At 70.7% G+C, this 22,812-nt stretch carries 18 protein-coding genes; 11 read left to right on the top strand and 7 right to left on the bottom strand.

Annotation, left to right across the window (positions count from 1 at the left end):
• Nucleotides 1-118 precede the first annotated feature (118 nt).
• The gene (locus tag AC067M_RS02345) at nt 119-3,475 is read right to left on the bottom strand and encodes a S8 family peptidase (protein WP_478695074.1); all 3,357 of its coding nucleotides are present in this window, start codon (nt 3,473-3,475) and stop codon (nt 119-121) included.
• Nucleotides 3,476-3,740: 265 nt separating this feature from the next.
• On the opposite strand from AC067M_RS02345, the gene AC067M_RS02340 reads away from it, so the two are divergent.
• From AC067M_RS02340 to AC067M_RS02325, 4 genes are read left to right on the top strand one after another with little or no spacing between them, the layout of a single operon-like run.
• Complete coding sequence (locus AC067M_RS02340; protein WP_478695073.1) at nt 3,741-4,499, top strand: hypothetical protein; 759 nt, start codon at nt 3,741-3,743, stop codon at nt 4,497-4,499.
• Nucleotides 4,492-4,884, top strand: coding sequence for a GntR family transcriptional regulator (locus AC067M_RS02335; protein ID WP_478695072.1), 393 nt, complete (start codon nt 4,492-4,494; stop codon nt 4,882-4,884). Before AC067M_RS02340 ends, AC067M_RS02335 begins: the two co-directional genes overlap by 8 nt.
• Nucleotides 4,885-4,944: 60 nt before the next feature.
• Nucleotides 4,945-6,402 (top strand): aldehyde dehydrogenase, encoded by a 1,458-nt coding sequence (locus AC067M_RS02330; protein WP_478695071.1) that lies wholly within the window; start codon nt 4,945-4,947, stop codon nt 6,400-6,402.
• Between the two features lie 3 nt (nt 6,403-6,405).
• A complete protein-coding gene (locus AC067M_RS02325) occupies nt 6,406-6,642 on the top strand; it encodes a ferredoxin (protein ID WP_478695070.1) in 237 nt (78 codons plus the stop codon).
• Nucleotides 6,643-6,910: 268 nt separating this feature from the next.
• On the opposite strand, the gene AC067M_RS02320 is transcribed toward AC067M_RS02325, so the two are convergent.
• A complete protein-coding gene (locus AC067M_RS02320; RefSeq protein ID WP_478695069.1) occupies nt 6,911-10,552 on the bottom strand; it encodes an NACHT domain-containing protein in 3,642 nt (1,213 codons plus the stop codon).
• A 163-nt stretch (nt 10,553-10,715) separates the two neighbouring features.
• Here AC067M_RS02320 and AC067M_RS02315 point away from each other — a divergent pair, with 163 nt between their 5' ends.
• Nucleotides 10,716-10,886 (top strand): hypothetical protein, encoded by a 171-nt coding sequence (locus AC067M_RS02315; protein WP_478695068.1) that lies wholly within the window; start codon nt 10,716-10,718, stop codon nt 10,884-10,886.
• Here AC067M_RS02315 and AC067M_RS02310 read toward each other — a convergent pair.
• Nucleotides 10,883-11,539, bottom strand: a complete 657-nt coding sequence (locus tag AC067M_RS02310; protein WP_478695067.1) for a TetR family transcriptional regulator — start codon at nt 11,537-11,539, stop codon at nt 10,883-10,885. The two genes, AC067M_RS02315 and AC067M_RS02310, sit on opposite strands and share 4 nt — an antisense overlap.
• A 209-nt stretch (nt 11,540-11,748) precedes the next feature.
• On the opposite strand from AC067M_RS02310, the gene AC067M_RS02305 reads away from it, so the two are divergent.
• The 3 genes from AC067M_RS02305 to AC067M_RS02295 are packed head-to-tail and all read left to right on the top strand — an operon-like array spanning nt 11,749 to nt 14,992.
• Nucleotides 11,749-13,143 carry a glycosyltransferase family 4 protein gene (locus AC067M_RS02305; RefSeq protein WP_478695066.1) on the top strand — a complete coding sequence of 465 codons (1,395 nt, stop codon included), beginning with the start codon at nt 11,749-11,751 and terminating at the stop codon, nt 13,141-13,143.
• Nucleotides 13,137-13,925: a class I SAM-dependent methyltransferase gene (locus tag AC067M_RS02300; RefSeq protein ID WP_478695065.1), complete on the top strand. Its 789-nt coding sequence runs from the start codon at nt 13,137-13,139 to the stop codon at nt 13,923-13,925. The genes AC067M_RS02305 and AC067M_RS02300 overlap by 7 nt, the downstream gene beginning before the upstream one ends.
• On the top strand, nt 13,922-14,992 hold the full coding sequence (locus AC067M_RS02295; RefSeq protein WP_478695064.1) for a prenyltransferase/squalene oxidase repeat-containing protein: 1,071 nt from the start codon (nt 13,922-13,924) through the stop codon (nt 14,990-14,992). The genes AC067M_RS02300 and AC067M_RS02295 overlap by 4 nt, the downstream gene beginning before the upstream one ends.
• Nucleotides 14,993-14,995: 3 nt before the next feature.
• Here the strand turns inward: AC067M_RS02295 and AC067M_RS02290 are convergent, their stop codons facing one another.
• Entirely contained in the window at nt 14,996-15,289 is a 294-nt protein-coding gene (locus tag AC067M_RS02290) for a hypothetical protein (RefSeq protein WP_079662668.1), read from the bottom strand.
• A gap of 137 nt (nt 15,290-15,426) precedes the next feature.
• Between AC067M_RS02290 and AC067M_RS02285 the strand changes: the two genes are divergently transcribed.
• The 3 genes from AC067M_RS02285 to AC067M_RS02275 are packed head-to-tail and all read left to right on the top strand — an operon-like array spanning nt 15,427 to nt 19,062.
• Complete coding sequence (locus tag AC067M_RS02285; RefSeq protein ID WP_478695063.1) at nt 15,427-16,716, top strand: hypothetical protein; 1,290 nt, start codon at nt 15,427-15,429, stop codon at nt 16,714-16,716.
• On the top strand, nt 16,713-18,296 hold the full coding sequence (locus AC067M_RS02280; RefSeq protein ID WP_478695062.1) for a vWA domain-containing protein: 1,584 nt from the start codon (nt 16,713-16,715) through the stop codon (nt 18,294-18,296). Before AC067M_RS02285 ends, AC067M_RS02280 begins: the two co-directional genes overlap by 4 nt.
• Entirely contained in the window at nt 18,283-19,062 is a 780-nt protein-coding gene (locus AC067M_RS02275) for a hypothetical protein (protein ID WP_478695061.1), read from the top strand. Before AC067M_RS02280 ends, AC067M_RS02275 begins: the two co-directional genes overlap by 14 nt.
• 4 nt (nt 19,063-19,066) lie before the next feature.
• Here AC067M_RS02275 and AC067M_RS02270 read toward each other — a convergent pair whose 3' ends face one another.
• The 3 genes from AC067M_RS02270 to tnpB form a co-directional block, all read right to left on the bottom strand.
• On the bottom strand, nt 19,067-20,101 hold the full coding sequence (locus AC067M_RS02270; RefSeq protein WP_478695060.1) for an LLM class F420-dependent oxidoreductase: 1,035 nt from the start codon (nt 20,099-20,101) through the stop codon (nt 19,067-19,069).
• Between the two features lie 114 nt (nt 20,102-20,215).
• Nucleotides 20,216-21,043: a hypothetical protein gene (locus tag AC067M_RS02265; RefSeq protein ID WP_478695059.1), complete on the bottom strand. Its 828-nt coding sequence runs from the start codon at nt 21,041-21,043 to the stop codon at nt 20,216-20,218.
• A 250-nt stretch (nt 21,044-21,293) separates the two neighbouring features.
• A complete protein-coding gene (gene tnpB / locus AC067M_RS02260; protein WP_478695058.1) occupies nt 21,294-22,721 on the bottom strand; it encodes an IS607 family element RNA-guided endonuclease TnpB in 1,428 nt (475 codons plus the stop codon).
• Between the last annotated feature and the right edge of the window lie 91 nt (nt 22,722-22,812).

The raw sequence follows: 22,812 nt of genomic DNA, 5'->3' as shown, positions 1-22,812 counted from the left end.
TCCGGCGCACCGCACACGCCGGTCGACCGGACGCGGATCCGGCCTGGTTCCCGCAGGTGCGGGGACCAGGCCGGAGGGCTCACCGGCGCCGGGCAGCGGTCACCGTCGTAGGGTCACCTCACGGAGCCAGCCGGTAGGCGTTCGTGATCGTCTCGCGCACGGTGTTGCCGTCCTTGTCCTTCAGGTCCACCCGGAAGGACACGGCCCGGGCGGTCGCCGGGTGCTTCACGCTGACCGAGCGCGCCCCCTTCGCGTCGGTCGTCACGGTGAGCTGCTTCCAGGTCCGGCCGCCGTCGTAGGAGACGTTCACGGCCAGCGCGGCGACCTGCCCGGCCGCGGCGGCCGCGCCGCCCGGCTTCAGCGGCACCGTGAGCGTGCTGCCCGCCGGAGCCGTCCCGCGCAGGCTCAGCTTCGGCGCGAGCCGCACCGTCGACAGCGGCAGGCGGGCCGTGCGGTCCGACGCCGGCCTGGCCGAGGTGAACGTCCACACCCCTGACACCTTCGTGCTGGTGGAGGTGTCATCGGCGGAGCGGCTCGCCTCGACCGTCAGGCGGTACGCGGCGGAGGCGGCGGGGACTTCGGCGCTGAGCCAGTCCGTGGCCGGGCCCTCGCCGAGGACCCGCCCGCCGGATTCCAGCCGGGCGAAGCCGCTGGTGACGGTCGAGGACCCCGGGTTTCCGCTGCCGTCGTTGAACAGGGGGATCATGGCGCTGATGTGGTCGCCGGTCCGCTCGGCGCCCTCCTCCTTCGCTTTCCCTGCCGCGAGATCGGGGCCGACCACACCGGTGTTGAACCTCAGCGTCTGGCTGGAGCCCGGCCTGTAGGTCACCCACTCCTTCGTGTAGAGCATGCGCTCCTCGCTGCGGGCGTTGAGCTGCGCGGCCGCCCAGGACCAGTGCACGCCGGCCGTGCTGAGGTAGTGCGTGGTGGCCTGCGGCAGGTTCTGCTCCTGTGGTTCCTGGATGCCGACGCTGATCCCGCGCTCGTCCATCGGCGTGATGTGGACCCGGCCCTTGGCCCCCGTGACGGAGGCGCCGAAGCCGAGCTTCACCTCGGCGACCTCGGCCCGCGTGACGGTGCGGTTCAGGCCGGTGAAGAAGCTCCCCTTGCGGTGGAAGGCGAGCCGGTAGTCGACGTTCTTGCCGGCCGCGCCGGGCGTCTTCCACACCCCGTTGAACTGGGCCCGCATGGTGGGGGACGCCGGGCCGAGGGCGGCGGTGCGGATCGGCGGCACGCCGCTGGTGGACCAGGAGTTGAAGGCGTCCGCGGCCTGGTCGTCGTAACCGACGATGGAGGTGACGAGCTTCGCGGCCGGATCGGGGGCCTTGACGGCGAACGGCTTCGCCTTGCGGGAGTCGAGGGCGACCTTGACGTTCCCGGTCACCTTCAGAACCGGCTGGACGAAGAAGCCCAGCTCGTTGTCCCTGGCGAAGACCAGGCTCTCCAACTGGTAGGAGCCCTTGGGCAGCCGCTGGACCACCGTGCCGTTCGCGCGGTACGGGAGTTCGACGCGCTTGCCGCTCCCGCCGACGGGGTTGATCGTCGTCGCGTAGGTGGCCGGGTCGGCACCGTCGGCGTCGATGTGCCGCACCGTGACGTCGTACGACTCCACCTCCCGGTCGACCACGAGACCGGTGCGCACCTGCTGGCCGTCTCCCGACGCCAGCACGCTGCCGCCGAACACGCCGTCCACGGTGCCCTTGCGCGTGTCGGCCGTGACGGTGGTCTTCGCGGTGCCGCCGGCCGGAACGGTGAGCCGGGCGTCCTTCACGGTGAACAGTCCGGCCGCGGCGGGGCGGCCCGACGAGTCGGCTCCGGAGGCACTCAGCCGCAGGGTGACGGCCCGGGTGCCGTAGTTGTGGTAGGTGAGGGTCTTCGAGGCCGGCTTGTCGTCGGCGTGCGGCCAGGCGTGCGTGCCGAAGCCGAGGGAGCCGGGCTCGGAGACGACCAGGGCCGTGGCGGCGCGCGCCAGGTCCACCCGGCCCGCGCCCTGCTGGTTGGCGTTCAGCAGCGGATTGGGCTTGGCGGAACCGGTCAGGAGCGCCTTCAGTCGGGCTCCGCTCCAGTCCGGGTGTTGCTGGAGCACCAGGGCGGCGGCGCCCGCGACGTGCGGGGAGGCCATCGACGTGCCGGAGAGCGACACGTAGTCCTCGCTCGGGGGCGGCTGGCTCTGCGTGCTCAGGGCGGCGGTGATGTCCAAGCCGGGGCCGGTGATGTCCGGCTTGGGCGTGCCGTCGAGGTTCGGGCCGCGGCTGGAGAAGTCGACGAGCGCGTCCTTCTTGTCCACGGCGCCGACGGTGAGCGCCGCGGGGGCGCTGCCCGGTGACCAGACCGTGCGGGGCCCGTCGCCCGAGTTGCCCGCGGCCACGACGAACAGGGCCTTGCCGGAGAGCCGGGCGATGGCCGCCTCCTTCGGGTCGACACCCGGGTCGTCGGGGGAGCCCAGACTCATGTTGACGATCTTCGCGCCCTGGTCGACGGCCCACTGCATGCCGGCGACGATGTTCGAGGTGAGTCCGGTGTTGTCATCGTCCAGGACCTTGCCGTCCAGCAGCTTCACGCCGGGCGCCACGCCCTTGTAGCGGCCGCCGGACTTCGCACCGCTCCCGGCGAGGATGGAGGCCACGTGCGTACCGTGCCCGAAGCGGTCCTTGACGTCGGGAGACTCGCTGAAGTTCTTCTGCGCGATCTCGGCACCCTTGAGGTCCGGGTGGGTCTGGTCCACGCCCGAGTCCAGGACCGCCACCTTGACGCCTTTGCCGGTGTAGCCCGACTTCCACATGACGGGCGCACCGATCTGCGGCACGCTCTCGGCCAGCGCGGCCCGGACCTTCGCGTCCAGCCAGACATGGGCGAGGGGCCGTGCGGGGGCGGCCGTACCGCCTGCCGTGCGGGCCGAGGAGCGGCCTGTGACGGCCGCCCACAGCGCCGGGGCACCGGTCTTGGGCGCCTCGAAGGCCTCGCCGTCGACCGCGGGCAGCGCACGGCGCTCCCGGACGACCACGCCCGCGAACGGGTCGCGGGCGCCGGTGAGTGCCCCTGTCCCGGTGCCGTCCTGCCGGTAGCCGACGATCAGCGGCAGCGTGGTGCGGTGCGCGTCGTCGTATCCGTCCCTGACCAGCTGCGTGACGTCGAAGAGCCGCCGGTCGAGCACGCCGTCGGCGACCGGGCGCAGGGCGTCCTGCGGGACGACGTACGTGTGGCCGGCCGCGCGCCGCACCGAGAAGCCGATGTCCTCCCGGCCCTTGCCGCGCACGAGCCGGACTAACCCCCCGTCGACGCCGACGACCACGCGGTCGCCGGTGATCAGCGTGACGGTCGCCGCCTGCTTCGCCTTCGCCGAGGCCCTCGTGTCGTGCGCGCCGGAGCCGACGGCTTGCGCCGGCTGGCCACCGGCCGATACCGCCCCCGTGACCAGCGCCCCCGCCGCCACGGCGGCCAGTGCCGCCGTTCTCGCGCGTGCTGTGGATCCCACTCGCGTTCCCCCGCCCTCGTGTGCATGCCAATGCGCTCTCCGATATCACGCGCGTGGGACGGGTTCGGTTCTCGGCGGCGATCGCAAAGCCGTACAAAGCTGTACGGGGAGAGGGGGAGGCGAACAGCCTTGTGCCAGGCGGGGGCTTCAAGGACGGGGCCGGGACAGTGCAGAACTGCCATCTTGTATCAAGGACTTGACACAAGATGGCGCGGCCCAGCATCTTGTACTCGCCACTTGATACAAGTATTTCACGGGGGCCGACATGATCGACACCGTCACGCCCGACAGACTCCTGGCCCGCGCCGACCTGTGTGCCCGCTGGGCCGGGCTGGCGCTCGGAGCAGCCGTCGCCCAGGGGCTGGCGACCATGGACAGCGACGACATGGCCATGCCGTTCGTGTCCGCCGTCACCGCCTTCGGGCTGTGCGCGGTGGGCGGGGTGCTGCTCGGCGACTCGCTCACTCCCGCCCCGCAGGACAGGGTCCGCACCGCCGCCCTCGCCCCGCGCCGGGTCCGGGACCACGTACCGCCCCGGATGGCCCCGCTGCTCGTCTTGCAGACGGCCGGCCTCGCCCTTCTGCTGCTGATCGGCGTCGCCGCAGCCGACGCCGACACCCAGGGCCGTACCGGCCGGGCGCTCGCCGTGACCTGCGCCGTCGGCCTGACCCGCCGCCTCGCCCCCTGGCCGGGCCTCTACTACGCCCCTCTGATCCTTGCCTCCCTCACCCTCGGCACCGCCGCCTGCGCCTGGGCGCTGCGTCGCATCGCCCACCGCCCCGGCGACAACCAGCAGCGGCACGACCGCAGTTGGGCGATCACCGCGGCCTGGGGCCTGCTGGTCTCCAGCCAGTTGCTGCTCGTCCTGGGGATGATCGGCCGGGTGCTGTTCTACTCCCGCTGCGCCGGGATGCTCGGCGACATCACCGCCCTGGTGATCTACCCCTTGGGTTTCCTGAGCCTGTTCACCCTCGGCTGGTCCGTGTCCACCATCGTGGTCCCCCGAGCTGTCGACGATGAGTGAACCCGCGGTCCGCGTCGACACCACCAGCCAGGTTCCGCCGTACGAGCAGATCCGCGCCCAGCTCGCCGCCCTGATCCTCACCGGCCGGCTGGCCGAGGGCGAACGCCTGCCGACCGTACGCCAGCTCGCCGCCGACCTGGGCCTCGCGCCCGGCACCGTGGCCCGTGCCTACCGCGAGCTGGAGGCCGCCGAACTGATCCGCACGCGCCGCGGCGCCGGTACCCGGGTCGCGACCCTCCCCATCGGGCCGGTCCGCTTCGACCCCGACCAACTGACCACCCTGACCCGTGACTTCACAGCGGCGGCGCGCGCGTTGGGCGCGGGGACGGAGGCGATCCTGACGGCGGTACGGGAGGCGTTGGGGCGGCAGGGGGCGGACTCTTGAACCGTTTGACCAGAGCTGGTATCAGTTTCTGAAACACCGTCAGAAACGAAGGCAGTCGCCATGGCCGAGCTCGTGGAACACCGACAGCTGTTCATCGGCGGGGAGTTGACCGATCCCCTGGGCAAGGACGTGATAGAGGTGATCTCCCCGCACACCGAGGAGGTCATCGGTCGGGTGCCGCACGCGTCGACGGCTGACGTGGACCGGGCGGTGGCCGTGGCCCGGCGGGCGTTCGACGAGGGGCCCTGGCCGCGGATGAGCCTCGACGAGCGGATCGCGGTCGTAACCCGCATCAAGGACGCGATCGCCGTCCGGCACGAGGAGATCGCCCGCGTGATCTCGTCGGAGAACGGGTCGCCGTACTCCTGGAGCGTCCTCGCGCAGGCGCTCGGCGCGATGATGGTGTGGGATGCGGCGATCACGGTTGCGCGGAACTTCGTCTACGAGGAGACGCGTGACGGCGTGCTCGGGAGGATCCTCGTACGGCGCGAGCCGGTCGGGGTGGTCGCGGCCGTCGTGCCCTGGAACGTGCCGCAGTTCGTGGCCGCCGCCAAACTCGCGCCCGCGCTGCTCACCGGCTGCACCGTGGTGCTGAAGCCGTCGCCGGAGTCGCCGCTGGACGCGTACCTGCTGGCCGAGATCGCGACGGAGGCGGGGCTGCCGGAGGGCGTGCTGTCGATCCTGCCGGCGGACCGCGAGGTCAGCGAGTACCTGGTGGGGCACCCGGGCATCGACAAGGTCTCCTTCACCGGCTCGGTCGCGGCCGGGAAGCGGGTCATGGAGGTGGCCGCACGCAACCTGACCCGCGTGACCCTGGAGCTGGGCGGGAAGTCGGCGGCCGTCGTGCTGCCGGATGTGGACGTCGAGACGGCGGTGGCCGGCATCGTGCCGGCCGCCTGGATGAACAACGGGCAGGCCTGCGTGGCCCAGACCCGCATCCTGCTGCCGCGCTCGCGCTACGACGAGTTCGCCGAGGCCTTCGCGGCGGCGGCCGGTGCCCTCGTGGTCGGTGATCCGCTGGACCCGGCGACCCAGGTCGGCCCGCTGGTCGCCGAGCGGCAGCAGCGGCGCAACCTCGACTACATCCGCATCGGGCAGGAGGAGGGCGCGAAGATCCTCACCGGCGGCGGGCGCCCGGCGGGCCTGGACCGCGGCTGGTACGTGGAGCCCACGCTCTTCGGGGACGTCGACAACTCCATGCGCATCGCGCGGGAGGAGATCTTCGGCCCGGTGATCTGCCTGCTGCCGTACGGCGACGAGTCCGAGGCCGTGAAGATCGCCAACGACTCCGACTACGGGCTCAGCGGCAGCGTGTGGACCGCCGACGTCGCGCACGGCATCGAGGTCGCGCGGCAGGTCCGTACGGGCACGTACTCGGTCAACACCTTCAGCCTCGACATGCTCGGCCCGTTCGGCGGCTACAAGAACTCGGGGCTCGGGCGGGAGTTCGGCCCCGAGGGGTACGGCGAGTACCTGGAGCACAAGATGATCCACCTGCCGGCCGGCTGGGAGGGCTAGCGGATGGGTGACCGCTGGCACGTCGAGGTGGACCGTTCCCTGTGCATCGGCTCAGCCCAGTGCCTCCACCACGCCCCGGGCGGCTTCCGTCTCGACACGGCTCGCCAGTCCCATCCGGTGGAAGCCGACCCGGACGCGAACGAGCGGGTGTTGGAGGCGGCGGAGAGCTGTCCGGTGGAGGCGATCGTGATCACGTTGCTGAGCAGCGGGGAGCCGGTGTTTCCGCCCGAGGAGCAGTAGGCGGAATCCTATCCAAAAAATCATGATTTGGGGGCTTTTGTCCCCGCCCAGAAGTTCTATTCTGGAAGTGGCCTACGAGACGAGTGAGGGAGTTCGACCGGAGTAGCCGACATGGGCGTGAGGTTTCGGCTTCCGCTGGTGCCGACGTCGACGGTCGGGCTGAGAGGCCCGAAAGCCGAGGGGCAGGAAAGCGCCCCTCGACCGGAAGGCGACCCCCAGCCACCTGATCCGGGCAATACCGGCGAAGGGAACCCGTCTCGTAGGTCCCTCACTGTTTCGGGTCGCGCCACGCCCCTTGGATCTGCTCGAACTCTTCGGCGTACGCGCCCTTCGGCAGGGCCGCACGCAGGCGGGGCAGGTCGGACGGGCGGAGGAGGCCGAAGGCCTCGGCGGGGAGCGCGGCAAGGAGATCCGCGGTGTGGGTGGCGAGCCAGTCCTCGAGGCCCAGTTCCGTGGCGAGGCGGAGGAGGCCGATGACGGCTGCGGGGTGGCGGGCGGCAACCTCGCCGAGGTCGAGGCCTTCGAGAACGTCGTCGAACTGATCGGCCGCCATCTCACCGCGCAGAGGGCCTGACCACTGCCAGGCGCGGGTGGAGTGGCTGAGGTGAGTCAATCGCAGGAGTTCTCGCAGGGGAATGCCGCCTGTGCTCGCGAGGTCGTCGTTCCGGAGGAGAACCGTGCGGAGGGATTCGAGCGGGCCGTTCAGCTTGGGACTTCCCCGGTCCAGGGCATGGCGGACGCAGTCCAGGAGCGGTTGCTCCATCCCCGGGGTGAGGGGCACCCCGCCGCTCACCAACCTGTGGTGCAGGTGGGACAGGACGGACGCGAGGGCGTCGTCCGGCAGCTCGCGGACGTCATGGACCAGGTGACGCAGCACGGCCTCGACGTAGGGGCCCCGCTCTTCCCGCGCCAGCAGCTCGGCCTGGTCCAGGCACTCCGTGTACAGGACGGGCAGCACAGCGGGGGCGTATACGTCGCGTGTCAGGAGGGCGACGAGAGGTTGTGCGGCCGATTCCACACGGTCGCCCGAAAACGAGTTGAACGTCGAGGTGCTGCTCGGCAGCTGGAGCAGCACCGGGTAGCCGACGTGCAACAACAGCTCGGTGTCGTGATCACCGATGAACGAGACCCGCCTGATCAGGTTCGCGGCGTGGTGGTCGGAGAGCCGAGCCGCCGCCCGGTCGGACAGAGGCTTCACGGCCTCGGGCGGGGGCACACGCAGTGACCAGTTGAGCTCATGGTTGACGAGCGGTGCCCGACGCGTGGTGATGAGCAGATCCGTCTTCTCCGTGCCCGCGTCCAATGGATCGGGACGCCAGCAGTGTTCGGGATGGAGGGTCGAGGCCAACGCGTCCCATGACTGCGTCGACAACTGGGCCTGCCACCCCAGGGCGTACCGCCGCCACCCGGCTGCAGTGTCGCCGCCGCCCTCCAGCAGCTCCGAGGCGTACACCTCGTCCGCCGCCAGCACCACGATCAGCACCAGGTTCACCTCGTACACCGCGTCCCGGTGCGCCCTGCGCTGCCGCACCGGGACGTACGCCACCGGGGTACGGTGCTCGGGGTCCCACGCGACCGCGCGGAAGAGGTCGATGAGCCCGGCCACCAGGTGGGTCCGCAGGAGGTCCCGCGGCCAGGTCGCGAGCATGTCCCGCAGGTTCTGCCAGAGCTGCGCCCGGTCGGTGAGCGGCGCGAAGGACAACAGCGCGTACAGCTCGCCGTCGTCCCAGGGGGCGTCGCTTTCGGCGAGGCTCCGCAGTGCCCCTTCGATGAGCCGGGCGGCCAGATGCTCGCCGAAGGTCGCGTGCATGAACTCGTAGCTGCGCAGTCTCTCCTCCGTGACGACGGCCTGAGCCTCGTGCACGAAGAAGAACCGGCCGAAGAGCAGTCCCGAGCCGTCGTCCGCCTCACCCGGTGCCGAGGCGCCGAGCGCCCGCAGGTCCCGGGCGGCGTCCTCGCCGCTGATGGCCTGCGCACCGCGGTGGAACATCGAAAGGGCGATCACCGACAGGCGGTGCAGCTCACGTTCGACCGCGGTGCCCGCCTCGGCCGGGGGCAGCGGGCCGTCCTTCTCGACCTGACGGCGGACGAACTCGTTGAGCAGGCGGTCGTAGAGTTGCGTCCGGCTGATGCTCTCGTCCCGTGAACCGTGCAGCGCGTTGTCGACCGCGTCGTACAGCGCCAGCATGAGCAACAGCAGCGGCTGGGACGCGAGCTCCCGGTGCGGGAGGACGACCTCCAGGGTGAGCGGCCGCAGGCCGTGCCGGTCGAAGTAAGCCGAGTTCGTGGCGTTCCAGACCGTGAGCCAGCGCGTGATCTCCGGCTCGTCGAACGGCTCCAGCCGGACCACCGTGCTGTTCGAGGGGATGTCCGCGCGGTCGGCGACCACCGTGCGGCTCGTCACGATCACGATCAGCGGGCGGCCGAGTCGCGCCTCCCGCTCCTGGAAGGCCTTGACCTCGTGCAGATAGTTCCACTGCCGCGCGGAACCGATCCTCTGGGCGCCCGCCTGGAGCAGCTCGTCGAATCCGTCCAGCAGGACCACGGGCACGGGACCGGGCTCCTCCTCCGACCAGTCCGGCCAGCTCACCGACCGCCCGGTGGCCCGGCTCAGCGCGTGTTCCAGCTGCGTCTGCACATCTGCTTCCGCCGGCGCGTAGCGCAACTCCACGCGCAGGGGGCGGAACTCGGCGGCCGGGAGCCGGACCGTGAGCAGTTTGGTGAGCAGCGACTTGCCGGCCCCGGGGTGGCCGAGCACGACCAGCGGTGCCAGGAGGGCGGGGAGACCGAGGAGGTGGGCGGCGAGGAACCGCTCGATGCCGTCGCGCGCCCGCTGCTCCTCCCACCACTTGTCCGAAGCGATCCCGGCACGTGCGGCCCGGGACCGGCCGGCCAGCCGGAAGCGGGGAGTGACGTACCCCTCCGCGAGGCTGGGCAGCCGCGGACCGGGGGAGTGCAGGGAGGCGATCGGGCCGCGCAGCAACCCGCTCCCGGGCGCGGGGCGTTTCCCCTGGCCGACGAACTCGGACAGCAGGTCCGCGAGGTCGACCAGCCCGGTTCCGGCCGGACCGTGGCCCTCCCCGGACTCGTGCAGGCCCGCTACCAGAGCGAACTCGGGGCAGGACGCCGCCAGCGGGGTGGCCAGCTGTACGTACGTCCGGGTCAGCCGCGACGCCGTGTCAGCCGTGACACTCTCCCGGAAGTCCGCCAGCGGTGCCTCGTGCGCCGCGTGCGCACCGTCCGCCAGGTCCTGGATGAGTCTCGTGGCCTCGATGAGTCTCGTGGCCTCCCCGCGACTCTGGTACTGCCGCACCACCGTCGCCGCGACCAGGACCACCCGCGCGGCCTGGATCAGGGCGGCCCTGGCCGCACCGTGCGCGGCCCGCACCCGCTCCGGAAAGCCTTTCAGCAGGTAGGCCAGGACGCGCTGCTGATTCCCCTCGCCGGCCGGTGGGCTCATCAGCGTGTCCAGGGCGACCGACCACTCACGGCTGTCCACGACCAGCAGGCCCACCGCGTCCTCGACGCTCATGTCGACGCAGTCGGCCGTCTCGAGTGCCAGGACCGGAGCGGGGGCCGTCGGCGCTGTCCGCGGCCTGCCCTGCCCTTCCGCCGCCTCGGCCGTGCGCTCCAGCTCCGCCTGCCGGAACCTCCACCATTTGGTGTCCAGGTTCGTGCCGGGAGGCGGGGGCGAGGTTCCGTTCCGTTCCGCGCACAGTTCGACGATCCGTCGCACCGTGTCCCAGTCCGGTGGTGTGCGCCGCCGCCCGTTCAACAGCTCCGAGACCGAGCTGGTGCTCTTCAGGCCGAGTGCTCGGGCGATGTCCCCTTGCGCGACACGGCACGTGCGGACGAGGCGGTTGAGCTCGGCGCAGAAGTCCGCGACGGGACCCGCCGGTGGTGCGGCCAACTCCCAAACCCTTTCGGTGCGGTTCGGCGAACGAATCCGAAGCGTACGGGCTGACCTGCGGGTTGCGCCGGGAGTTCGGCGGGAGTCGGAGGCGCGCCACCGCGAAGCGCGCGACGGCGAGTCTCGTTCGGCATCCAGCCGATCGTCTCCCGGAGGAAACGCCATGCCGCTCCAGCCGCTCCATGGGCCCGTCCTGCTCGTCGCGGTGGTCTTCGCCGCCCTCTACGCGGGCGTCGTCCTCCCCGCCGTCTGGTCGCGCAGGCCGGCTCGCCGGACCGCGGCCCTCAAGGTGCTCACCCAGATCCTCGGCGCCCTGCGCCGCCGACGGGGCTAGATGTCCGCGTGGCCAGGGGCGTCGGGGTCCGGTGCCGTCAGGTCGATGAGACGGCACACCGTCTCGATGTCGATCTTGACCTGGGCGATGGAGGCGCGGCCGGAGAGCCAGGTGACCAGGGCCGAGTGCCAGGTGTGCTCGATGACACGGACGGCGGAGAGCTGTTCGGGGGTGGGGCGTTCCAGGCCCATCGCGTCGAGGATGATCGCGGTGGTCTGGCGGGAGACCTGGTCGACCTCGGGGCTCACGCTGCGGTCCGCGAAGGTCAGGGCGCGGACCATGGCGTCGGCGAGGTGTGGCTCGCGCTGGAGGGCGCGGAAGGCGCGCATCAGGGTCTCCGCGACGCGTTCGGCCGCGCGCTCGCCCGACGGGGGCTTCTTCCGCAGCGTGCCGTGCATGTGCTCCAACTGGTCCTGCATGGTGGCGACCAGCAGATGCACCTTGGACGGGAAGTAGCGGTAGAGCGTGCCGAGTGCCACCTGCGAGGACTCGGCGACCTCCCGCATCTGCACGGCGTCGAAACCGCCCCGGCTGGCCAGCTGCGCGCTCGCGTGCAGGATGCGGCGCCGGCGCGCCTCCTGCCGCTCGGTGAGGGGCGGGGAGGGGCGCGAGGTACTGGCTTCCACCTTGATCACCTTGGCTTCCGCAGGCATGGGTCCCGTTCCGTGACAGTCGGTGAGGACAGGTGATCACACAGCATGGCAGGGCTGTCCGCCGTGGCGCGAATCACCTGATCCACTTCTCACAGCGCCCTTACCGACCGGTAAATTCGGAGCCTCCCGAACGATCAAGTCTGAAACTTGTTCTAGATTAGCGTCCCGACGTAATCTCGCGGGACAGCGCAGGCAGAAGGGGGCCCGGAGTGACCGCTGAGGCCAGTCAGGCGGGGTCCGGTAAGGACCTCGCAGCAGACGGCGAGCGACCGCTCGACATCGCGCTCCTCACCTACAAGGGAAACCCGTTCTGCGGTGGCCAGGGCGTTTACGTACGCCATCTCTCACGCGAACTGGCCCGCCTCGGACACCGTGTCGAGGTCATCGGCTCCCAGCCCTACCCCGTCCTCGACGAGGGCTATGACGGGCTGAGCCTGACGGAACTCCCGAGCCTCGACCTCTACCGCCAGCCCGACCCCTTCCGCACCCCGGGCCGTGGCGAGTACCGCGACTGGATCGACGCGCTCGAGGTCGCCACGATGTGGACCGGCGGCTTTCCGGAACCCCTGACGTTCTCCCTGCGTGCCCGCCGCCACCTGCGCGCCCGGCGCGGGCAGTTCGACGTCGTGCACGACAACCAGACCCTCGGCTACGGCCTGTTGGGTGACGTCGGCGCCCCCCTGGTCACCACGATCCATCACCCCATCACCGTCGACCGCCAGTTGGAGCTGGACGCCGCCGACGGCTGGAAGCGCCGTTACTCCGTGCGCCGTTGGTACGCCTTCACCCGCATGCAGAAGCGCGTCGCGCGCCGCCTGCCCTCGGTGCTCACCGTCTCCGGCACCTCCCGCCAGGAGATCGTCGACCACCTCGGCGTACGGCAGGACCGCATCCACGTCGTCCACATCGGCGCGGACACCGAACTGTTCTCGCCCGACCCGACGGTGGCACAGGTCCCGGGCCGGATCGTGACGACGTCCAGCGCGGACGTCCCCCTCAAGGGCCTGGTCTTCCTCATCGAGGCGCTCGCGAAGGTACGCACCGAGCACGCCGACGCCCACCTCGTCGTCGTCGGCAAGCGCGCCGAGGACGGACCGGTCGCCCAGGCCATCGAGCGCTACGGCCTCGAAGGCGCCGTCGAGTTCGTCAAGGGCATCTCCGACGCGGAACTCGTCGACCTGGTCCGCTCGGCGGAGATCGCCTGCGTGCCCTCCCTCTACGAGGGCTTCTCCCTGCCCGCCGCCGAGGCCATGGCGACGGGAACGCCCCTGCTCGCCACGACCGGCGGGGCGATCCCCGAGGTCGCGGGCCGCGACGGCGAGACGTGCCTCGCCGTGCCGCCCGGCGACGCAGGGGCACTCGCGGCGGGCCTGAGCCGACTGCTGGGCGACCCGGAGCTGCGTACGCGACTCGGGCAGGCCGGGCGCGAGCGGGTGCTGCGCCACTTCACCTGGGCCCGCGCCGCCGAGGGCACGGTGGCCCGCTACCGCGAGGCGATCGCCTCCTCCGCCGGTACGACTCCCGGCCGCGCGGCGGCCCCCACAAGCTTTGCAGCCCCGACAAGTGACACCGGCGTCTATCCCGAAAGCAGGGCCACGTGCTGACCGTCGACTTCTCCCGGTTCCCGCTCGCGCCGGGCGACCGCGTCCTGGACCTCGGCTGCGGTGCCGGACGGCACGCGTTCGAGTGCTACCGGCGGGGTGCGCAGGTCGTGGCGCTCGACCAGAACGCCGAGGAGATCCGCGAGGTCGCGAAGTGGTTCGCGGCGATGAAGGAGGCGGGCGAGGCACCGGCCGGGGCCACGGCCACCGCCATGGAGGGCGACGCCCTCGCGCTGCCCTTCCCCGACGAGTCCTTCGACGTCGTCATCATCTCCGAGGTGATGGAGCACATCCCCGACGACAAGGGCGTACTCGCCGAGATGGTCCGGGTGTTGAAGCCCGGCGGCCGTATCGCCATCACCGTCCCGCGCTACGGCCCGGAGAAGGTGTGCTGGACGCTGTCCGACGCCTACCACGAGGTCGAGGGCGGCCACATCCGCATCTACAAGGCGGACGAACTGCTGGCGAAGATCCGGGAAGCGGGACTGAAGCCGTACGGCACCCACCACGCGCACGCGCTGCACTCGCCGTACTGGTGGCTGAAGTGCGCGTTCGGCGTCGACAACGACAAGGCGCTGCCGGTGCGGGCGTACCACAAGCTGCTGGTCTGGGACATCATGAAGAAGCCGCTGGCCACGCGGGTCGCCGAGCAGGCGCTGAACCCGCTGATCGGCAAGAGCTTCGTGGCGTACGCGACCAAGCCGCACCTGCCGAGCCTGGCCGAGTCCTCCGAGTCCTCCGAGTCCTCCGAGTCCTCCGAGTCCTCCGAGGTGGCCGCCAAGTGACCACCTCCCGGACAGAACACCTCGTCCTGCCCGGGGTCCTCACCGCCGAGCAGGCCGCCGCGACCGTGCGGGGAATCCTCGCCGTGCAGCGGGAGGACGGCGCGATCCCGTGGTTCCGGGGCCACCACCTCGACCCGTGGGACCACACCGAGGCCGCGATGGCCCTGGACGCGGCGGGCGAGCACGAGGCCGCCGAGCGGGCGTACGCGTGGCTGGCGCGGCATCAGAACGAGGACGGGTCCTGGTACGCGGCCTACCAGGACGGGGACTTCGACGACATCACCGACCGGGGGCGCGAGTCGAACTTCGTCGCCTACATAGCCGTAGGCGTCTGGCACCACTACCTGTCCACCGGCGACGACATGTTCCTGGACCGCATGTGGCCGACCGTCTACGCGGCGGTCGAGTGGGTGCTGCGGTTGCAGCAGCCGGGCGGGCAGATCGGCTGGCGGCGCGACGAGGACGGTACGCCCACCACGGACGCCCTCCTCACCGGCTCCTCCTCGATCCACCAGGCGCTGCGGTGCGCGCTGGCGATCGCCGAGCAGCGGGAAGAGCCGCAGCCGGACTGGGAGCTGGCGGCGGGCGCGCTACGCCATGCCGTGCGGCGGCATCCGGAGCGGTTCCTGGACAAGGGCCGTTACTCGATGGACTGGTACTACCCCGTGCTGGGTGGGGCGTTGACCGGTGTCGAGGCCAAGTCCCGTATCGAGGAGGACTGGGAGCGTTTCGTGGTGCCCGGGCTGGGGGTGCGGTGCGTTGTTCCCAACCCGTGGGTGACGGGCGGGGAGTCGGCCGAACTCGCCCTGGCCCTGTGGGCCGTGGGCGAGTCCGACCGGGCGTTGGAGATTCTGCAGTCCATTCAGCATCTGCGCGATGCGGGGTCGGGGCTGTACTGGACCGGGTACGTGTTCGAGGACGCGGCGATCTGGCCTCAGGAGCTGACCACTTGGACGGCGGGGTCGTTGTTGCTGGCCGTTGCCGCGTTGGGGGGCCATGAGGCGACCTGCGCGGTGTTCAGCGGGGAGCAGTTGCCCTGGGGGCTCGAGGTGGAGTGCTGTGACTGAGCGTCAGTGACGGTGGACCCGGTTGGCTATGGCGTGGCCCACGAACAGGTAGACCACCGCTGCCAGGCCGTAGCCCGCCACCACCCTCGCCCAGGCCTCGTCGAACGTGAACAGGTCGTGTGACCAGCCGGCGAGCCAGCGGGCGGTGTCGTGGATGAACTGCACGAAGGAGTTCGCCCGGTTGGCGTCCAGGAGGTACATCAGGATCCACAGGCCCAGGATCAGGGCCATGATGTCGGCCACGACGGCGATGACCGTGCCGGCCTGGTTCGCACCGTTCCGATATCGAGGGGACATGTCCAACGGGTTGCCGCCATGGGCCTCATGAAACCCCTCTGCCATTTTCCCCGTGTTCGAGTGGAATTGCGGGCTCCGGGGGATCGTGTTCCCGGGGGTTGTCGATAGTCCTGCCCCCTTGAGTGGCAGGAGGGCCGTTGTCCGACGCCGGAGCACCCACGATCGAGGAACCGCGACTCACCACGCGCCGTATGCGTCGCCGCCGTATCCCCCGTCACGTCGTCGTGGCGCTGCCGCTGGCCCTGGCCGGGCTGATCTCGCTCTCCGTCTCGGGCAACGTCCTGCGCCCGTTCGAACACATCACCACACTGGAGGCCAAGATGGCCTCCAAGTCGGACTTCTTCAAAGACCCAGAGGTACAGCGGCTGTTACTGCGGCACGGCATCCGCGTCGACATCCACCGCCTTGGCTCCCGCGGTATCGCCACCCAGTCCCTGAAGGGCATGGACGTCGTCTTCCCGTCCGGCCAGCCCGCAGCGAAACTGATCCTCGACCGGCAGGGCCGCTCGGTGAGATCGGCCCGCCCCTTCGTCTCCCCGCTGGTCCTGTCCACGTTCCGCGACTACGCGGAGACGCTGGTGAAGGCCGGGGTCGCCACGCGGCAGCCGGTCCCGGGCGGTGGCAAGACGCTCTACTACGACCTCCGGATGGGGGACTTCACCCGCCTGCTCGACGGCGTCGACGACCCGAAGAACCCCAAGGACGGCAGCGGCCCGGCCGCCGACACCTGGAACGGCATCGGTTTCAACGAACTCAACGGCCGAAACCTCAGCAACAGCGGCCGCGTCCTCGTGCGCACCTCCAACGTCTGCGAGTCCAACTCCGCCGGCACCTATCTGAGCCTGCTCGCCTTCGTCGCGAACAAGAACCGCACCCCCGGCACCCAGGACCCCGAACAGCGGAAGCTCGCCGCCGACACCGTCGACGGAGTCGCCGCCCTCATCAAACCCCTCATCAACCTCCAGGGCATGTGGGCCGACGAACAGGCCGAGAGCTACTTCTCCGACCTCGGCGAGAGCATCGCGCCGATCTCCGTCATCTACGAGCACCAGTACCTGGCCCACCAGATCGCCTACCACGACCAGCACGGCAGACAGGACACCGACCGCGTCCTGCTCTACCCCACCCCGTACGCCCTCACCGAGCCGCAGCTCATCTCCCTCACCGACGGGGGCGACCGCCTGGTCCAGGTCATCGAGGAGGACGCGGAACTGCGCGAGCGGGCCATCGAACTCGGCTTCCGTGTCCGTTTCTCCGGCGAGGACGGCACCAGCGAGCAGCTCAACGCCTACCTCCGCGAGCACGGCATCCAGGCACCGGCACCGAACCCCGACCAGACCAAGGTGTACGAGCCCGACCTGAGCGTGCTGGAGGAGATCATCGACTACGTGGGCAACTGCCCGCCGACCGTGCGGGACACCCCGTGAGACGCCCCGTACGTGCGCTGACGATTGCCCTGGCCTTCATTCTCCTCGGCGCCCTCACCACCTCCTGCAGCCGCGACGACGACCCCGTCACCCTGCGCGTCCTCGCCAGCCCCGAACTCGCCGACGTGGCACCCCTGTTGGGTGAGCTCAAGGACGACACGGGCGTCGAGCTGGACATGGAGTACAAGGCCAACGCCGATCTGGCGGGTCAACTGCCCGCCTCCGGCCGCTCCTCGTACGACCTGGCCTGGCTCGCCTCCGACCGCTCGTTCCTGCTGCGCGTGCAGGACTCCGGCGGACGCCTGACCCGCCCCGAGTCCACCGCGATCATGCGCTCCCCGGTCGTCGTCGGCCTCGAACCCGCGGTGGCGAAGGAAGTGCGTGAGCGGGCACCCGGCGGGCGGATCTCCTGGGCGGACGTCGCCGACGCGGCCGCCGACGGGACCGTACGGTTCGGGATGGCCGATCCGCGGCGCAGCGACACCGGGCGCGCCGCGCTCGTCGGGGTCGCCACCGCCGCCGCCGCGACCGGCGGCGCACTGCGCGAACAGGACGTTTCCTGCGACCGGTTGCGCGGCTTCCGCTCCGGCCAGACCCTCACCGGCGCCAGCTCCCGCGACCTGATCGCCTACTACGTCCGGCACCAGGACGACGCCGACGCGCTGATCGCCCACGAGGCCGAACTGCTGTCCCTCAACGCCACCGGCAAGCTGCGCGAGCCCCTGGAGATCGTCCACCCGGACGACGGCATGGTCCTGTCCGACTTCCCGCTGCTCCTGCTCGACCAACGGCAGCGGTCGGCGTACGCCAAGGTGGTCGACTGGCTGCTGAGCGCCGACACGCAGAAGAAGCTGATGCAGCGGACCTTCCGACGCCCGGTCAACCAGGACGTCGAGCCCTCCCCGCAGATGCGCACGGCCGTCGGCAACGCCCTGTCCTTCCCCGACCGGCTGTCCATCGTCGAACAACTCGTCGCCGACTACGGCGAACCCCTGCGCGAGGCCGCCGACCAGGTGGTGTTCCTGCTGGACTTCTCCACCTCGATGCGCGGCGAGCGGATGGCCGACCTGCGGGCCGCCTTCGCCGGGCTCAGCGGCGCCGATGAGACCTCCACCGGAAAGTTCGCCCGCTTCTACCGCGGGGAGCGCCTCACCGTCGTACGGTTCGGCGGGCGCGTGCTCCAGGAACGCACCGTGACCGTACGCGGCGACGACGACCTCCGCAGTCTCGACCGGATCGTCGCCGAGGGCGGCTTCGACAACGCCACCGCCGTCTGGTCCGCCCTCGACCGCGGCTACCGCATCGCCACCGCCGCCGTACGGGAGGAGCCCGAACGGCCCGTCGCCGTCGTGCTGATGACGGACGGCGAGAACAACGCGGGTATCGCCTATGCCGAGTTCCTGCGCCGGCACCGCGAACTCGGCGCTGAGGCAGACGCGGTACCCACCTTCCCCGTCCATTTCGGAGAGGCCGACGCGGCCGCCCTGAAGCGCGCCGCCGAAGCCACCGGCGGCCGCGTGGTCGACGCCGAACTCTCCTCCCTCGCCGACGCGTTCAAGGAGATCCGTGGGTGTCATTGACAGTCAGTGGTGGGGTCTGTGGTGGCCGTGGCTGGCGGTCTGGGCCCTGACAGCGGCCTGCTTCGTCGTCCTGCTGCGGTACGCGCTGGTGCGCCCGGGCCGACGGCGCAGGCGGGGCCGGCGCGGCGGGCCGACCGTCCTCGGCATGTGTTTCTACCTGCACAAGCAGCGCGTCATGGACATCTACGAGACGGGCCGCTTCAGCGAATCCCTCGCGCAGGAGGTCGCCGACCGGATCAACGTCACCAGCAACTACGGCGTGTGGGGCAAGCTCTTCTCCTGGATCGGCGGCAAGGCGGACCGGGGCGTCACCAAGGAACGCATCACCACCTACCTGCGGGAGAGCACGCCCATGAACGTGATCGGCGTGCTCATGGACACCATGCGCCGGGAGGACGGTGTCGTGGACGCCGACCTCGTCACCGGCCGCATGACCCCCAACCGCGCCCTCGCCGACGTCCTGCGTGACGGGGCCGTGGACGGTCGGGTGCCGTTGAGCGCCGTCATGTCCGACTGGGTCTCCGTCACCGCCCGCTTCACCGCCCGCCGTACGGAGAACGGGGACGTGGTGCTGCGCGCCCGCTACGGCACCGGCGAACCTGCCGCCCACGTGAAGATCACCTGCGCGGAGGCGGAGGGCCGGGGCGAGTTCCGCGACGAGGACTACTACACCGGGGAGTTCCCGGCCCGCTGCCTGGGGAAGGTGCGGACGTGGGACCCGCGTCGGGGTGAGCTGACCTTGGACCCGGTCGCCATCTTCCGGTGAGCCGTCACGAGTTGAGCTCGGCCAGCACCCGTAGCGTGTGCGGATCGGGAGAGAGGGCCAGGAGGTCGGTCACCGGGCCCTTGCGCCACAACTCCAGCCGCTCGGCGATGCGTTCGCGGGGACCGACCAGGGAGATCTCGTCCGCGAAGGCGTCCGGCACGGCGAGCACGGCCTCCTCGCGGCGCCCGGACAGGAACAGCTCCTGGATCCGCCGGGCCTCCTCCGCGTACCCCATGCGGGCCATCAGGTCGGCGTGGAAGTTGCGGGCCGCGTGGCCCATGCCGCCGATGTAGAAGCCGAGCATGGCCTTGACGGGGAGCAGCCCCTCGGTGACGTCGTCGCACACCTTCACCTGGGCCATGGGGGCGACGCGGAAGTGACATGTGCTCGATCCCTCGCGAGTCTCGGGGAGGCGGCTCACGGCTTCCCCGTAGACCTCCGGCCTGGTCGGTGACCAGTACAACGGCAGCCAGCCGTCGGCGATTTCGATGGTCTGCGCGACGTTCTTGGGTCCCTCGGCGCCCAGCAGGACGGGCAGGTCGGCGCGGAGGGGATGGGTGATCGGCTTGAGGGGTTTGCCGAGCCCGGTGCCGTCGGCGCCGCGGTAGGGGTGGGAGTGGAACCGCCCGGCCAGCTCGACGGGCGCCTCGCGCCTGAGGACCTGCCGTACGACGTCGACGTACTCCCGGGTCGCGGTCAGCGGCGACTTCGGGAACGGACGGCCGTACCAGCCCTCGACGACCTGCGGTCCCGACAGGCCGAGCCCGAGCATCATCCGGCCGCCGGAGAGGTGGTCCAGGGTGAGCGCGTGCATCGCGGTCGTGGTGGGGGAGCGGGCCGCCATCTGCGCGACGGCCGTACCCAGCCTGATCCTTGAGGTCTGCGCGGCGATCCAGGTGAGCGGGGTGAAGACGTCCGAGCCCCACGACTCGGCCGTCCACACCGAGTCGTACCCGAGCCGCTCCGCCTCCCGCGCCAGCGGGACGTGCTCCGCGGAGGGGCCGCGCCCCCAGTAGCCGAGTGCGAGACCGAGCCGCATGCCTGCCTCCTCGCGATTCCTGACGGTGCGTCAGCGAAGAGGGCGACTGTACGACAACGGCCCCCCGCCCGGAAGGGCGAGGGGCCGTCGGTGAGGCTCGGGGAGCCTGGGGGCTCAGCCGCGCTGGATGCCGGAGGTGTCGCGCAGGACGCCGCGGCGGCCGTCCTGGGTCTGGGCGATCAGGCCCGGGCCGCTCTGCTCGACGGCCAGGTACCAGGTGCCCGGCGCGAGTTCCGCGATCGGCGTCGGTGAGCCGTCCTCCGGGAACAGCGGCCGCGCCACCGGCACGGCGAACCAGAACGGCGAGAAGTCCGCGGCCGGCGGCTGCGGCTGGCCCTGCGGCGGCTGCTGCTGCCCCGCGAACGGCTGCTGGCCCTGCGGCGGCTGCCCGCCGAACTGCGGCTGCGGCTGGCCCTGCTGGCCCGGGTAGCCGTAACCACCGGGGGGCTGGGCTCCGTAGGGCTGGGGGGCCGGGGGCTTGGGGGCCGGGATGAGGGCGGCTTGGAGGGCGGGGACCAAGGGGGTAGCCACGGCGGCACCGGCCATGACCAGGGTGGCGATGAGGGCGAGGATCAGGCCGACGCCGGCGTCCAGAGTGTCGCCGGCGCCTTCGAAGTTGTTCGTACCGCTGGCCGGGTCGACGATGTTGCCGAGCGCGCTCCACGCCGCGAAGACCGTGAACGCGACCCCGAACTGGCCGAGGTCGAGCCCGGCCACCTTCGGAACCTGCGGAAGGCCGCGCGAGATGACCACGAGCGCGGCACCGATGAGGCCCGCCAGTACCACGCCCATGAGGATCGGACCGCTTGCCCAGGAGCTGGGGAAGTCGTAGCTGTCCGGGGCCGCGTCGGACGAGTAGGAGTCGAGGAACGACGCGATGAACAGCAACACCGCTGCTCCGATCACCACGCCGTCGCCTCTAGTGAGGGAGCGGATGTTCACTTCTGGTCCTTCGTAGGTCGTCTCATCGTCGGTAGAGGCGTCGCTGTCACCATGTCGCCTTCCGGCCCCGGTGGGAAGCGCGGGGATGGCCCCTCATCGTACAAACGGACCCTATCGTCCGCCCGGCCACGGTGTCCGCCCGGATCAGCCCGCGAATCGCTACCACGCAGGAAACTCACGATTCCGTTACTCGAAGTCTCAATGACTCTTGGCATCTCAGGCGTTTCCGCCTGAAAGGTCCGTGACGGTGTCACCGGAGCGCGAGTTTCGCTTCGGTGTCCTGACGACGGTCTCCCGTTTCCTTCCGCCGAGGATGCGGCAGGCCTACGCCATCCGCCCGCCCGCCTCGGCTGGTGTTTCGGCCGGGGCGTTGGCGGCGGGTCTCACGATTGGCTCCACGGGGCTTCGACACGCTCTGTGTGTCCTGGTCTCCGGCCACTCCGGTACCAGTGGTGACGGCCGCCGCGAGGGCGACCAGGTTGCGGGCCGCGTTCTCGTCCCGGTCCAGGACCAGGCCGCAGGCGTCGCAAGAGAAGAGTCGAACTTGCAGGGGCAGCTTGGCTTTCACCGTGCCGCAGTTCGAGCAGGTCTTGGAGGAGGGGTACCAGCGGTCCGCCACGATGGTGGGACAGGCATTCCGTCGGCCCTTGTAGGTGAGCTGGCGTCGGATCTCTCCGAACCCTGCATCGGCCACGCGCCGGGCCAGGCGGCGGTTGCGGAGCATTCCGGCGACGTTGAGGTCGTCGACCACCACGGTGCCGTACTCGGCTCGCACACGGGTGGTGAGTTTGTGCAGCGCGTCGGTGCGCAGGTGAGCCACTCGGTGGTGAAGCTTGTTGCGCTCGCGGTTGGCCTTCTCCCACCGCTTCGACGGCTTCTGGCCGGTCCTGCGGTCTGGCCCCTGCCGCCGGGAGACACGGCGGGAATGGAACCGCAGCAGCTTCAGGGCGCTGTCCAGGTGCTTTGGGTTCGGCTCGTGGTGAATCTCTCCGGCGCTGTCCGCCAGTACTGCGAGGTGCTTGACGCCCAGGTCGATGCCGACTGCCGCATCGGGTCGGGAAACGCGGGTGATCTCGCGGACGGCCTCGACTTGGAGGGAGACGAACCAGCGCCCGCGCTCGTGCCGGACAGTCGCGGACAGGATGCGCGCCGTCCCAGCCTGAATGCCGTTCAGGAGCTTGAAGGTGGGTTCATGGGTGCGGATCGTGCCCAGCCGAGGCAGAGTGATGTGCCGGCCGTCCGGTTCGACGCGGATGGTCCCGGTGGTGAAGCGGCAGGTCGGGAGGGCTCTTCGTTTGGACTTGCGCCGGGGCATGCCCACTCGGCACCCCTTACGCTTGCCCTGCTTTGACTTGGCGTAGTTGTCGAAGGCGGCTGCCGCGTTCGCGAGGCCGGTGTTGTAGGCCTCCTTGGAGTTCTCCCGCCACCAGTGGGCGAACCTGGGGTCGGTGGTCTTTACCCGGTTGAACTCTTTGCGCAACGCGGGCAGTGACCACGGCCGCCACGGTGTCAGACCTTCCTCGCCGATGCCGTAAGTGGCTTCGGCTTTGCGCTGCCACCACGAGTCGGTCACCCAGGACAAGGCCCAGTTGTAGGCGGCGCGGGCGGCACCACAGTGCGAATGCAACGCCTTCTCCTGTGCGGCGTTGGGGTCGAGGGCGAACCTGTACCCCTGCATCGTGCAACCGGACCGCGACCGGAACTTCCCGCTCACTCGGCATCCTCCCCCGCTTTGAAGATCCCCTTACCGCACCCAACGAGCAACGCGC

The organism is Streptomyces sp. NPDC043427, from assembly GCF_056436655.1.
This window is presented reverse-complemented; position numbering and strand designations above follow the sequence as displayed.

Excerpts from the sequence above, each read along its gene's own strand:
- AC067M_RS02340 (WP_478695073.1), top strand. The coding sequence starts at position 3,741 with ATGATCGACACCGTCACGCCCGACAGACTCCTGGCCCGCGCCGACCTG.
- AC067M_RS02335 (WP_478695072.1), top strand. The coding sequence starts at position 4,492 with ATGAGTGAACCCGCGGTCCGCGTCGACACCACCAGCCAGGTTCCGCCG.
- AC067M_RS02330 (WP_478695071.1), top strand. The coding sequence starts at position 4,945 with ATGGCCGAGCTCGTGGAACACCGACAGCTGTTCATCGGCGGGGAGTTG.
- AC067M_RS02325 (WP_478695070.1), top strand. The coding sequence starts at position 6,406 with ATGGGTGACCGCTGGCACGTCGAGGTGGACCGTTCCCTGTGCATCGGC.
- AC067M_RS02315 (WP_478695068.1), top strand. The coding sequence starts at position 10,716 with ATGCCGCTCCAGCCGCTCCATGGGCCCGTCCTGCTCGTCGCGGTGGTC.
- AC067M_RS02310 (WP_478695067.1), bottom strand. The coding sequence starts at position 11,539 with ATGCCTGCGGAAGCCAAGGTGATCAAGGTGGAAGCCAGTACCTCGCGC.
- AC067M_RS02290 (WP_079662668.1), bottom strand. The coding sequence starts at position 15,289 with ATGTCCCCTCGATATCGGAACGGTGCGAACCAGGCCGGCACGGTCATC.
- AC067M_RS02270 (WP_478695060.1), bottom strand. The coding sequence starts at position 20,101 with ATGCGGCTCGGTCTCGCACTCGGCTACTGGGGGCGCGGCCCCTCCGCG.
- tnpB (WP_478695058.1), bottom strand. The coding sequence starts at position 22,721 with ATGCAGGGGTACAGGTTCGCCCTCGACCCCAACGCCGCACAGGAGAAG.